This is a genomic window from Pseudoalteromonas luteoviolacea (genome assembly GCF_001696455.1).
Classification (GTDB): domain Bacteria; phylum Pseudomonadota; class Gammaproteobacteria; order Enterobacterales; family Alteromonadaceae; genus Pseudoalteromonas; species Pseudoalteromonas luteoviolacea_C.
Window position 1 is genome coordinate 1 of sequence record NZ_MAUJ01000018.1, and the last position, 14,720, is coordinate 14,720.

Genomic DNA, 14,720 nt, shown 5'->3' on the forward strand with positions numbered 1-14,720 from the left:
TTAATGACTTCACTTTGAAGTACACTTTCCCTTCAAGTTTGTTGCGTGCTTCTAGCGTCTCAAACACCTGCCCAAATTTGTAGTGCTGCACCGTACCACGGGCTTCGATATAGGTACCGTCTGACTTGCGTCGGTAATCATCAAATTGATAAGCCACCCGCCCATATGCATCAAAACTGGTTTGTCTAATCACACATTGGCTCTTCAGTGGGTCCTGCATATCCGGATCACTGCTTGCGGCCAAACGCAGATCATATTGCGCAGTATTGAACACCACTTGCGTATTAGCATGACACGCCAACGCAGACTCAACAGATGTCAGGGTAGACACCTGTCGTCCTAGGCCATCATAGTAATAATACTCAGCCCAATCACGGCCTTGTTTGGCGACTTTCAGTTGATGGCGGTCGGTTGCTGTATTGCCGTACTCCCAACTGCTGATACCTTCGATATGTAATGCTGCGTCACTGCTTGGTGAGGTGGTCCACGACTTTATCTTACGACCAAACCCATCGTATCGTATATGTGTGCTCACCAAACGCGCATCGGTTTGCTTAACCAGCTCGCCAAAGCCATTGTAAGCATATGACCAAGTCCCTCTATCAGCATCCTCCATTTTGACTTTTCTGCCTAGCGCATCGTATTGGGTGCTGATAAGTAATGTACTCGCCCCAGACTCCGCTGACGAATACACCTGAGTTTGTAACCCAGTCGGGCCATATTTGTAGGTCAGCGTATTGTCGCGCGTATCTAATACGCGCACAGTTTGACCTAACCCATTGGTGTACGTTGTAGTTGTTTGTGTTGTGATACCCGTGCCAGAGACTTGCGCAATATGCTCAAAGTCACCATAGGTGTGGGTCGTTGTTAATCCTGATGTGGTGTCTTCAGTACTTATTACCCTGTCAAATTCGTCGTACAGCGTATTGATATCCGACTGTATACCAGCCTCATGTGGCTTTTGTACGGTGACAACACGGCCATATTCATCATAGAAACTTTGACTGGCCACCCAAGTATCCAATACAGTGCGCTTTTCCTGCTTAATTACGCGGCCGACTCGGTCAATATACTGCCGCTCTAGCATTTCACCATTGACAACAGTACGAGAGATAAAGGCGCAAGCCACGGTCTCAGTGCCATTACACGCGGCAAGGTAACTATACGATTGTGCACCAGAGGGGTGATAGGTCCCGAGCTTTTGACCAAACGCATCATAGGTGACGGTTGATTCAACATGATTTACATCTTTAATGCGCGTTGCTTGACCAAAGCGGTTTCGCTCAACCACCTCATCGCCTTTTAAGGTTTCATCACATGAACCCGCACTGCCATCGGCGGCAAGTGCACAGCTTTGTGCAAACTGAGTTGCATAAACAGCGTAACGCCCCGCCTCATCAAACGTGGTTTGTGCCATACGGGATTGCACCTCACCCGTTTCACAGTCTGTGGTGGCACTTTTCACCCGAATCGTATTGCCCCATGCATCATACATATGGGTTTTTGTCAGCTTTTCACCGCATCCTAAGTTTGAGCCGACAATTTCATCTTTTAACATGTAGGCATGTGCATGACCGCTGCCATAATAGGTAAATGCACTGCTGAGTGTTTTATCGCCAGCATCCGGGGTGGTGTGTGTCACCTCTGTGGACGCTAACCGCCCTAAGCGTTTTTCAATCACATCTGTGCTGTAGGTGTTTGTGGTGGTTAACGTTTTTAACGCCTCGCCTTGCTCTCCATTGACCGTAAACGCCTCGGCATCAAAATAGTCGTAATTCGCCACTTGCGTGCTGGTCACGTTACCATAGGTATCTTGCGCAGTGGTGGTTTGAGCGCAGGTAAATCCTGTAACGCCGAGCGCTGAACTCACCCGCGCCTGACACTCTCTGACCTTGTCACTGTATACTTGCTTATAGTTTGCCGTGCCATCGATGACTTGATAACTATTGACCGCCTTACTGATGAGCGTCTTGTCGATATTCGCATTACTCATCCACTTTTCTGTGGCGTAAGGCATACCAGTCAACGGGAAAGCCTGATGGTAGCGAGTATGGGTTGTAAAAGTCGTACCTTGTTTTGAATATGCCGTAGAGACTTTTTGGAAACCCAACATACCGCGCCCACCAAATTGGGCTTTGGCACCTTGGTATTGATATTCAACACTGCTGGTTGTACTGATATTATTGGTTGCGGGGCTGTCTGAGGTCACCTTACTCACCAGTACCATTGCGCCAACCAAAGGCTGCACACGTAACTTTTGCGCGTCAAAACGCGTCTTGTCGGTGGCAAGGTCTTCTTCTGCGTCGACATAAATATCTGCAAAATATGCCGTGTCTAGCGGCTCGTCAATCGTGAGTCGGTATTGAATTTCAGTTTTATTTTGAGTTTGACCATGGCCGCCTTGGTAAATGGCTTTGAGCATGCCATCCGTTGCGCGTGTATTTGCATTTGTGAACACGGTCACTTCATGTTTAGACTTGTGCACTAGGTCCAAACGCATGTCCCCTTGCACGTCGGTAAAGTAGGCATAGTCGCCTTGCTCGACGTCAAAGTCTTGTATGGTCAACTCACTCGAATCGTCTTTGAGTAACGTAAAGCGCTCTGGTGACCATTCATATTTTTGCCACGCCGAGCCTGTTTTATTTTTAAAGTAAAAATCAATAAACCCGTCTCGGTCGGTATCTGAGATAAGCGGCGGTAAGGCATTCGATACGTCACCTTTATTGCTGTCTTTATCACCCGCTTCTAATGAGAACACTGATTCAAATGAGGGGTGATTTCCGCGGTTACTGCGGTTAATCAATACGCGCCAATAATAGGTGTCCGTGGTGTCATGTTTGCTCATATACGCAATATCGACCAATCCATCATTATTGACATCCACTGGGGTTAAAAACTGCAAGCTATCACCACCAATAGCCATGCCTCTATCAGCCACCGTTGCACTGACAAAGCGATTCAGATTACTTTCTGAGTCGCCTGCAAGACCTCGGTTATAGTGCACCGTAATCGTATTGGCATTGGCTTCTTCACAGCTGTCTGTGACAGGGCAAGTCAACGACATAATGTCAGCCAAACCATCAAAGTTCATATCAAGCAGCTGCCAATCTGTGCCTTTTTGGGTAAAACGTCCCCATTTACTGCTCTGGCTGGTCTGTAGGTTGGTCCCCGAAGGGTAGTGCCCTAAGCGTTTGTTCCAAACGCTCACTTGCAAATCTTTCCCCTCTTTGTCATTTTTGAAGACTAAGTCTAAGTAACCATCACCATTTAAATCCGCCGCTTTAATTTCAAACATCGGCGTATTTTTATTCAGTAGCGGAAGATTAGAAGGTGCACTGAACGCATTGGTGCTACTGAGTGTAAATTGCTGCCAATAGGCGGCATTGGTCGACGCCATTTTCTCTGATACAAAGTTAATCCAAATGCTTTGCTTGCCTTCGCCTTTAATGTCCATGGCCAGCATAGAAACATGGTCATCTTGGCCTAGGTGTTCATCAGAGTGGTATTTATCCGCACCTACCGACACCCCACGTCTTATCTGTTGACACGTAAGTTCAGCACCGACATCACTATATGCACACAAGCGGTAGTTTCTGCCATCGAGCTTTTCTAGGGTGATCTGCTCCGCGCTCCCATCACCTTGTGTATCGGCAAAGACCATACCGGCAATCGGTTTATCAGCTAACCCATTGCGATGATAAGCGGTATTGACCATAAATCTTGTGTCAATCGCGTTGTATTCAAACTTCACAGGCTGCTTACAGACCTCAGAATTCGAATGACTACTCGTAATACAGTGCTTGACTTGCGTTAGGAGGCGAGCGCCGTTGCCCGCATCTTCAAAGGTAAAGTCGTAGCGTCCTACGTCTATTTGCTCATGGTTTGTGATAGAGATCCCATTAATCAGGCCATCATCGCGCAGTCTTGTGCCTTCATTCACTGCGATGCTCCTGACAAATGGGGCGGTGTCTAATGCTATGGTCACGGTATTACCGCTGTACTCAATCTTCTCAAGCAGTGGCAGTGAATCAGCACCCGTGTCATCCGCCCCAAAGATGCGTTTATAGGTATATGTGATCTCGTTATCTGGATTTCGCATATTGTCACTGACAGCACGCAGCAGCCAAGTAAGGGTTTGATTGCCATCACCCCCATAGGCGTCAATGGTTACCCGCGTATTATCCGTATCACCAAATGTTTTTATCGAGCCATCTTTACCATGCACCTCAAAGAATTCAGCGGTCGCACCAGCACGGCGCAATACGCGAATATGACTGTCGATTTCGGTTTTATATACCGCCAAATGAGTCGGATAGGCTTGATCAAGCTCTGTAATTTCAATCAGTCGCTGACCGTTTAGGCAGTAGCGGTCGCCGTCATCGTAATTGATGGCTTTAAACCCACCGTCTTGCGCGGTCGTTTGACGACAACGCGCAATACTCTCTGCTGCATTGAGACTCCAACCCAGTGCCAAGGCACTTTGTGGGCTTTGTGAGTTATAGGTCAAGCTCACCTCAGGCGTCACACCCGCAATGCCCGAAGGTAACGTAATTGGAATGGTATAGCTTGCACTCCCTCCTTCGGTCACCCTAAAGCTGCCCAGTGTGGCCGCCAATGACGCGTTGGTGTCAGCTAAATCAGCAGAAATAGCGCTATGTTCAGCCACGTTCACGACTAAATCACCAATGCCAATTGCGCCATCGGCCTGACTATCGGCAAAGTCTATGGTTAACTCTTGAGAGTAATTGGCACTACATACATTGGTAATGTGCGGCGCAGACGCTGGTGCGTTCAAACACGCCCTTGCTCGATAGCGATAACTACCGGTTTCATGGTGAACACGGTAATAGGCTAGGAATTCGCCAACCTGTTCTGCGCTCACACGTGCAATTTCACGAAACGCACCTGTTGACGAAACGCGTTCATATAAGCGATAGCCATCGACCTGCTCTGACGATGAGAATGTAAAAGCCGCTTTGCCCGGTGTCTGTTTATAGGTCAGCGTCGGCGCTGGCAGTCCATCGGAGCCGTCATAAGGCAGTTTGCCAACTTCAAGCTCTACCCAGTCGCTGATCCCATCTCCGTCACTGTCTGTATCATATAAACATGTACTGGTGCCGGTGCAGATGCCATAAAAATAATGGAGCGCGTTAAAGGCAGCATCCGTGTAGCGCGCGCCACTGTGGCGTAAAATTTCAATGGCTACATTGGCATGTGTTTCGCCACTTTCTAGCGCGCTGACCCACTGCGCCTGCGTTTTACCGGCCAATGAATTGGTCAATGTTGTCCCACTCGCATATTCAAACAGCTGCGCCACAAACTGCGCATAACTGTGCGGTGTTGTTGGCAATGCCCCATTGGCATTGATCATGGCATTGACCATTTCATTAAAGATATGGCCATGAGCAAGTAGGTAAGTTAAAAAGCTGACCTCTGCTTTTGACGGGTTTTTCTGCAATAGCATGAACACCGCCCGGGTCACTTCAAATGACCATGCACTGTCTTCGCTTGGTTGCCACTGATGGGCTAACCAGTTTTCGTATTCGTGCTTATAGGTTTGGGTAATATGGCTGTGTAGATCCTGCCACTTAAAGGCATTGGCCCCCATCATACGCTTGGTGATGTCATGTACTTGCTCGTCGCCAGTCACCACACGCACGATCGTTGGGTTTATGAGCGGGTCTTCTGATTTTTGCTCATCACACTGCTCTGGTGATGCAGGCACCCCATTGGCATCAACACATTGCGGCGCAAATATTTGCGGCTGCGCCACAATGCCACCGCTGTTTGGGAAGTTATAGTGCCACTGCACCGCACCTGATTCTGGGTTAACGGAGTAAAGTACGCCGTTTAATGTGCCTACATAGAGGTTACTTTGCTCATCGAGCTGTGCTTGTGCATTGGCAACCCCAGACGTTTTAAAGAACCACTTTAACAACATCAGGTTTTGATTAAATAGATGGTCTACTTTATAGAAGTGGGCATTTTCAGCACCAAAGTAAATAGCATCCTTCCCATTCAAACTTTCTACCAGCGGTTTTGATTTCACTTCACCTAGGTGATTGCTCACCTGAAAGTGGTCTTTTTCAATCAGCCCGCTGCTGTTTTTAGACATATCGACAAAATAAGCTTTGAGTCCTTGATTATCACCGATATACAAATACCCGTTATTGCTGTATGAAAACGGCCTATCCAATAAAGCTTGCCTATCTGAGGTGCTCCCATCCACTTGGATCACACTCAATAGTGGAGCTGATTGATGCATCACACCATTGCTCGCAGTGACTGACACGCCACCTGAACTCAATGCCTCACAAATGGCTTTACTGACCTTGCCCTCTATTTTATTTCTTGAAACCGTCAACGCGCTGTTGTTAAGGAACTGTGTTTTTCCTGTCTTACGGATCCGTACTTCTACTTCAGATTGGGTCGCATGAAAGCCCATGCCGTTTATGGTTAATATACTCTCGTTTGGACACGACCCATTCGACGCCTTAGAAAATGAGGCTGAACTTATCACCGGTGGGATATGCTCAATCGTTAGCTGGTGTCCACCTAGGCATAAATCCTGACTATTACACGACACCACTTCATAGGTTCTAACTCCCCGTTCGCGGGCTCTTAAGGTAAGCGCATGGGTCTGCGTTTGGCCTTCTTCTTCCACCGTTGCCGTTGCTTTCGCATTGGCTAGCCCCGGCCAAGACAGTACTTTATAGTAGTGCGTTGCGCCATCGTTTTGATTGCGCCACTGCAAGGTGAAGTCGCCGCCTTCTTGTACTTCGTAATTCACAAACGCAGTCACCTGAGGCGCAGGCGCTTCGTAATAGATTACTGCGCGTCGATAATCACTCCATTGACTTTCTCTGTAGTTTTCCGTGCCAGGTGTCCCACTGTAACCACGCGCACGCACCCGCAGCGTCTTGCCATGATGCTCAAGTTTGGCATTGAGGCTTTGGGTGTATGTTAAAAGCCCAGTAACATCCACATCAGCTAACGGCACGGTTTCATAGTGAGTAAACGTGGCATCGCCTATGTGTGCTTCAAATTGCACATGCTCCGTGTTCGTAAAAGCACTGAATCTGGCGTTATACTGACCTTGATTATTAACGGGCTCCAATGTAAAGACAGGGACTTCGGGCCGCTTAATATAATTAACTTTTAGCCCTCTGTAAGTCCTCTCGACTCGATTGCCATGATTGTCTTTAGCCACAAAAGTTAAAGCGATATTATCTGCATACTCTTCAGGGCTTGGTCGCCATTCAACGTTGACGGTTGCGTTGCCAGTCCCCGGTAAAACAAGGTTTACTGGCAGTGCTGGATAAATCGTATAATCACTTTGAGGAATGGTTTTATTACCCACTTTGAGCTCAAGTGATTGTAAAAAGCTAAGTCGGTCTAGCAACGATGACGACACGTTCAATGAAAACTTGAACTTTTCGCCTTCATTAATCACCGCGTTGGCGGCAGACAGTGGCGAAATATAGATATTAAGTGCGTTTTGGTAATATACATTGTACGATTGGCCATATTCCATCCCACTTATACTTTTTGCATATACGGAGTAAGTAACACTGCCAGTTTGGTTATGGGTATGGAAGCCGAAGCAAGTTGACTTGGTAACATCACAGCTCCCAATGCGTTTATCAAAGTCGCAGCCCGACCTTGGGTCAAATTGGTCAGCCTCACTACTTAAAAACTTGCAAAAGTAATACTCACTCAACTGACCTAATGCGACATCAGCGTACAAATTAACAGGCATTCCGATTGCAGGGTGAGTTGGTGTCACAGTAAAGCTACTAAAGCTGGGAGCTTGCTCAACACCAATACTTAAATTCGCCGTGACGACCACGTTGTTGTCTGACACCGTTAAGGTTATGTCTGTGGACTCAGTAATGGTCACCGATACAGTACATTGGATCCGGCTTGCGCCAGTACAGTTTGAGTTATAACTTTTCAGGCTGTTAACTGAATTATTGACTTTTAATTCAACATCCTTAAGTTGTAAGCTGCTAAGCTTGTCGTCATCTTTAATATCGATAGTTAACGTAACGGTTTCGTTTTCAGCGACGCTGTTTTTATTTGCACGAAAGGTTTGAATCACCGGTGCTGTATTTTGCGCCAAATATTTAGTGTACACCGCGTTAGTTGATGCTTTATTGCCGAGTGCATCTTCAACAAATGCTTGCCAATGCACCTCGCAGCCCCATATTTTACAGTCATCTTCGACAGTGTCGGTAATCCCGCAAGTAAAACTTTCACTGTCGTAAATCTGACATTGTTTATCGGTACTGGTTGTTGTCCTTGTGCCATCTTTCGTGATGGTATAGGTACGCTTCACATCAAACCTGCTGATGTCTTTACCGGCATCGGTTGCTTTAAAGGATAATTTGACTGGGGTGTTAGGGTTGTTATCGCCCTCTCTTGGTACGACACTGTCTACACTTACGTTAGGGAGCGTTTTGGCAACAACGTTAACCCTTCTTTTTGCTGTGTAGTCATACGTAACGATACCCGTTAATATTTCATCAGTAGAAATCTCATCTTCCCAATCCCAACGTTCTTTTCGCGCGAGATTAAGAAAATAATTACCGACTCTCAAATCGTGCACGGTAACACATATATCTAAGTAAGCCGGGGCAGCTATTCTATCGAGACTTACTAAGCTGTGACGAGGAGTAGAAATTGTTTGACCGCCAGTATTGGTAATATAGAATCGCTCTGATAAGACTTTGGGTGAAACGACATCGAGTAGAGCCCATCTATATACCCACTTAATAGGAGTGGGATCTCCTGTTCTTGCCCGATAATCTTCCAAGTCAACCAAATAACTATAGCTATCCCCTTGTTGAATGGTTGCGCCATCGGGCATATTCACACAATTGCTGGCAGATACAATAGGCGCTATGAACAACAGGCTTGAGGCTATCACCCCAACAATGGTTTGAAATACGCTCATAGCTCTGCGCTCCATGCTTGATTAAGGATTTGTGTATTCTGTGACTGCGAAGTCTCGGCGTCGCCAAAACTAAAGAGCGACATTGCGCGCTCCAGTAATGAGTTACTACTTTGTGCGATGGGCAATTGTAAGCCGCGCAGTCGGTTGCCGTCTCGCACTGCAAATTGTAACCACCCAGCACTGTTCGTATTTGGCGCTCCAATGAATAATTTTGGGGTATCAATAATCTCGTTTTGTAATGATTGAGGAAATGCAAAACGACGTGGTTGTGCGCTCAAATCATCAAGCGAATGGAGCGCGATTTCCCCATTTGCATAAAACACATAAATGCCATTGATAGCTTGGCTTTCTATTGGCGTAATGCCGAGTTTTTGTAACCAACTGAGATGTGATTGAGGCAAGGATGTGGTATCGACGACAATAGGGCTTGCATAGAGCTGGGCTGGTTTAACTTGCGTACAGGTATGCTGGGAAGATCCAGCCAACGACACGCTACATACCTGACTTTTACCACCAAACATACTCACTGAGTAAAACAGCTGATTAATATACCGAGCTGGTGGATTATTAATCACACCTGGGAGTGATTTTTCCCATATTAACTGCCATTTTGATTCTGTTTGGGCATTAGGTTCATAGCGATAATGTACTAACTTTCTGTCATGGGTAGCAAAATAAATCGCATCGTCAAAAGCGAGTATTGTTTTATGATTAATATCCTGATTAATATCATATAGCGGTTGAATATACTCAGTTTTCACTCCCTTGCTCACCACGCTATCTGGGGGAATACCGACAGTGACCTCGGTATACTGATTCTGGCCTTTAAAATCAGCAATACTCAGTGTGAACGTTGTTTCTTTATAAATTTCAACGCGGAGACTCCCACTCTCAGGGTTTAAGTTTCTATACTCACCGCCAAGATTACTGGTAATCATCACAGCGCTTGCACCTTGCACTACCCAATTCAACGTGACCGAATGAAACTTGTCAATTACGATGTTGTCGGCGTAAAACGCATTAATATCTGTTTCTTTTGATACTGTACGATTAGACTCTTTCCATTCAGAGCAGCCATGATTGTGGCACCCTCGAATGCGATAGGATGTCGCGCCTGTTGAGAGGGGTACGTGATAAAATGAACTGGTCACATCCTGGCTTAAAGTTTGCCACTGGCCATTGACTAAGGCCTCTATTTGATAATACTGCACGTCTGTTTCAAAGTACCACGCTAATAAATGGTTGTCCCCTTGTGACTTGATCGAAAAATAATCTGGATGATTTGGCAGTAACTCCATTGGTGTATAAACAAACGAGCCCCCTGCATAAATGGGCACAAAGGCTTGCTCAAAAGTATTTGCTTTAACGTATTGAATATATAACGTGGAGAGTAAAAGTAGACGAATAAAGTACTGAAACTTCATTTTTAAATCACCAAACAAGAGAGTTAGATTTACTAAGGTGAATTAAATAAAAACAAACAAGCACTCAAATTCACCTCCATGTGAATACTAAGCAGCATTGTAAAACAGCAAAACAACATTAACAATAAATATACTAAAAAAACACTAAATATAAATATTTTGATATTTTAATAATTAATGTGATTTAAACTTCGCGAGTTACTTACCCCCTGCAAGGTCTATAAATGTGCCTGTGGCGTAAGACGCGTCATCACTTAATAACCACTTAATCGCATTCGCAACTTCTTGTGCAGTACCTCCTCTTTTTAAAGGTAATAACTCCGCGACTCTATCCACTCTATTCGGCTCTCCACCATCTGCATGAATATCAGTATAAATACAACCAGGCCGCACACAGTTTACGCGTATCCCCTCTGGTGCAAGCTCCAATGACAGGCCTTTTGTAAAACTGTCTATGGCACCTTTTGCAGCAGCGTAATCTACATATTCATTTGCACCACCCAAGTAAGACGCCGCAGACGAGACATTTACAATGGCACAACTTGCTACTGGCAGACTTGCATCGCGCATATGCTTAATCGCCTCCCGTGCACAAATAAAATATGGCGTTACATTTTGGGTCAGCATCCAATTGACGCGCTCAGCGCTCATTTCCTCTACGCGCATTTGCGTTTGTAATACACCGGCATTATTAACGAGGTGTGTTATACGCCCCAAGCGTGTTTCAATCGTCTTGAACATAGCAACAACCTGCTGCTCGTCACTAATATCTGCCTGAAAAAGCGCGGCTTTACCACCAGCGGCCAAGATTTCATTGTGTATCTCCTCAGCAGCTTGATGATTCGACTTATAGTTAATCGCCACCACATACCCTTGTGCAGCTAAGCATCTTGCAGTTGCCGCACCGATGCCACGACTGCTACCTGTGATCAATACAATTTTCATTTACGCTCCTTGAAAAAAAAGGGGGCCATGCCCCCTTTTAAAAATTACCTCGTTAGTAACTGACTAAACAACCTTAGTCAATAAACTTTGTCGGTGCTGGCGGCACAGTGAGTTGCTTTTTCGGATTCTCTTCAAGCTCTTTTAATAGCTCTTTAACTGCACGTTCAACTGATGGATCTTTACCCGCTTGGATAAGTTCAGGACGATCGATTACCTCGATGTCAGGCACCACACCTTCATTTTCGATGATCCAGTTACCGTCGTTATCAAGAATACGGAAAGTCGCAGCAATTACCTGACCGCCGTCAACCAAACGTGGGTTACCAGAAATACCGATTAGACCACCCCAAGTACGTGTGCCGATCAACTTACCTAATCCGGCTTGACGGAAATAGTAAGGAATCGCGTCACCACCTGAACTCGAATAACCATTAATCAGCATCGCTTTCGGTCCATCGTGCGCAAACTGAGGGGTTTTCGTTGGTGTTACACCACGACGCTTCCAATAGTTGAGCGGTTTACGAGCAAGCCATGTGATCACATGTTCAGGAATAAAACCACCACCGTTGTAACGATCATCGATGATCAGCGCATCTTTGGTCGTTTGAGGCATGAAATTCTTAAACATTGAACGGTTGCCTTCGTACGCTGTGTTTGGCAAGTGTACATAACCTATACGGCCACCAGAAAGCGCTTCGACATAAGCTTTACGAGATTCAACCCATTGTAAGTAACGCAGACCAATTTCGCTTTTCACAGGTTTAACGCTGACTTTCCAACTTTCTTCAAAACTCGGAGACTTACTTAAAATAAGCTCTACTTGCTCACCTTGTGTGTTCTCAAGTAGTTCATAGAAGTTACTCACTTCGTTGACGTTGCGACCATTTACAGCGAGGATGAAATCACCTTCACTTGCGCGCACACCCGTTTCATTAAGTGGTGAGCGGAAGTCTTCATGCCAATTTTCACCTTTGAAAATGTGCTTGATAGTCACAAAACCCGAGCGATGACTGGCGACTTCAGCACCCAATAAGCCGTGTTTTTTACGCTTGCCTTTTGGCTCGTCGCCAGACTGTACATAAATATGGCCAGCATTGATCTCACCCGCGATTTCACTCAGCACATAATCGATATCTGTACGATGTGCCGCAGCATCCGCCATCGGCTGGTAACGCTTCAAGATTGCGTCCCAGTCTTGACCGTGATGATTCTCGTCATAGAACCAATCACGTAATGTACGCCAACCTTCAGTGTACATTTGTGACCATTCAATACGAGGGTCAATCTTCAAGTTCATTTTGCTTAAATCAAGCTGGTTCGCTTTTAAGTCTTGTTTCGCTTTTGGCTTGATCACACTGTACTTGCTACCAGCTCGCACGATTACATGCTCACGATTTGCAGATACTTTGTATGCGCTCACACCTTTTGCAACGGTTTTCACTTTGCCGTCAGCTTTATTTTCAACCAACTTAAGTGCGCCGCCTGACAGTGTCAGTACACCACCTTTAACCCCAGTCAGAGCACGGTAATTACCAGCAGGGGCAGGCAGTGATACCACACGATCCATAAACCCTTCGACTTGAATGCTGGTATCCAAATCGGCTTTGTCGGCTTCGCTCTGGTCATCACTAACAATGCTTGTTTCATCACTTTGCGGCGCATTGATTGGTTCAATTGAATCATTCACCGCCACTGAGTAAATACGGGTCGCTTTGTTAAATAGGTAATCAAACTCGTACGAACTGAATGCGAGGTTGTAATCACGCTCAGACGTGAAGTAAATATACTGGCCATCTTCAGAAAATGTTGGATTGCTTTCAGAAGTCATGTCATCGGTTAAACGGCTTAACGTTTTACTTTCAACATTGTAGTGCCAAAGTGATGCATAACGATTTTCGTTATTTTTTACAAACACTAAGTCTTTACTGTTTGGCGACCACGTATACTGCGTAATGCTATTTTCATCATGTAAACCACGGTCTACTTTTGTTAGTTTGCCAGACTCAACATCTAACAACCAAACAATGTGATCTTTGTCTGCAAACAACAGCTTGGTGTTATCAGGCGACCAAATAGGGTCAAAACGCCAAATCGTGCCATTGTCTGTTAATTGCTTAACTTCATTGTTGTTCGCACGATCTTTAAGATAGATTTCGTATTCACCTGTTACATCACTCAAATAAGCAACATATCGCGCATTTGGCGACCATGTTGCTGCAATTTCACGACCTTTTGCAGTGTGTGATAGATTACGTGTTGGGCCATTTTTAACAGGCACAGAGAATATTTCACCGCGCGCAGTAAACACAGCGCGTTTACCATCGTGAGAAATATCCATTGAATCGATGAATTTACTGACATTTTTGCTATAAGGCATCGCGTGCTTACGCACACCATCAATATTAATAGTCAGCTTTTCTGTCATCTTATTCGCTTCGTTGAAACGATATAAGTAGCCGCCGTTTTCATAAACGATGGCATCAGGACCCGCAGAAGGCCAAAGCACATCAAACTCTTTATGGTCCGTCATTTTGACAGGCTTTTTACCTTCACGATATTTGTAAAGGTTAAGCGTGTAGTCTCTATCAGATACAAAGTAAATGCTGTCATTTACCCACGTTGGTTGCTGATCAGTAGCACGGTGAGTGGTAAGTTGCTCAGAGGTATTTTTTTCTAGGTCATATACCCAAACATCTTGCGCACGACCGCCACGTGAACGCTTCCAAGTTCTAAACTCTCTGTCGATAGGTGTATAAACGAATTTGCTGCCATCCGCTGATAACATACCGCCGCCACCTTCAGGGATCGCTAACGGTTGCTCTAGGCCCCCTTCCACAGGCACCATATATGGACGACCCATGCGCTTACCCCAAGGCGTACGGTTGGCGCGAAATACAATATGTTTGCCATCTGGTGTCCAATCTAGTACACGGTAGTCAAATCCACCACGAGGCGGCATTGGGCCCACATCATTGTAGTACGTAAGCTGCTTTAGCCCTGAACCATCTTTATTGATAACATAAATCTGACGGCTGCCATTATATTCGGCTGCAAACGCGATTTTTTCACCATCAGGAGAAAACTTAGGAAAGGTTTCAAAACCCACATGATCGGTTAAGCGCGTGCTTTTACCAGTTGCGGTATTGGCTACATAAATATCACCAGAGTACACGAATGTGACTTGCTCTTTGTGTATATCTGGGAACCTTAATAAACGAGTATCTTCCGTGCTATAGGCATTTGCCATTGGGCTCGCAAGTGGCCCAAGCACTGCAGCCATGGCTGCAAATAAATGCTTTATTTTCATTATTTTCTCATAGTTAGCTAGTACTGTTACATAATAACAACTTCAAAAATAATGTCAGTTTGATGCGATAAAAAGCGAAAATCCGCTT

The 14,720-nt window shown here is 45.5% G+C and carries 4 protein-coding genes; all 4 read right to left on the reverse strand.

All coding sequences use genetic code 11. From position 1 onward, the window contains the following. The coding region (locus A7985_RS24285) for a SpvB/TcaC N-terminal domain-containing protein (RefSeq protein ID WP_081310723.1) at window positions 1-8,956 on the reverse strand (8,956 nt) is incomplete at its 3' end. Then, window positions 8,953-10,380 carry a hypothetical protein gene (locus A7985_RS24290; RefSeq protein ID WP_065792989.1) on the reverse strand — a complete coding sequence of 476 codons (1,428 nt, stop codon included), beginning with the start codon at window positions 10,378-10,380 and terminating at the stop codon, window positions 8,953-8,955. The genes A7985_RS24285 and A7985_RS24290, both read right to left, overlap by 4 nt. Before the next feature lie 198 nt (window positions 10,381-10,578). Next, window positions 10,579-11,325, reverse strand: coding sequence for an SDR family oxidoreductase (locus A7985_RS24295; RefSeq protein ID WP_065792990.1), 747 nt, complete (start codon window positions 11,323-11,325; stop codon window positions 10,579-10,581). Window positions 11,326-11,398: 73 nt separating this feature from the next. Further along, window positions 11,399-14,632 (reverse strand): S41 family peptidase, encoded by a 3,234-nt coding sequence (locus A7985_RS24300; RefSeq protein ID WP_081310724.1) that lies wholly within the window; start codon window positions 14,630-14,632, stop codon window positions 11,399-11,401. Between the last annotated feature and the right edge of the window lie 88 nt (window positions 14,633-14,720).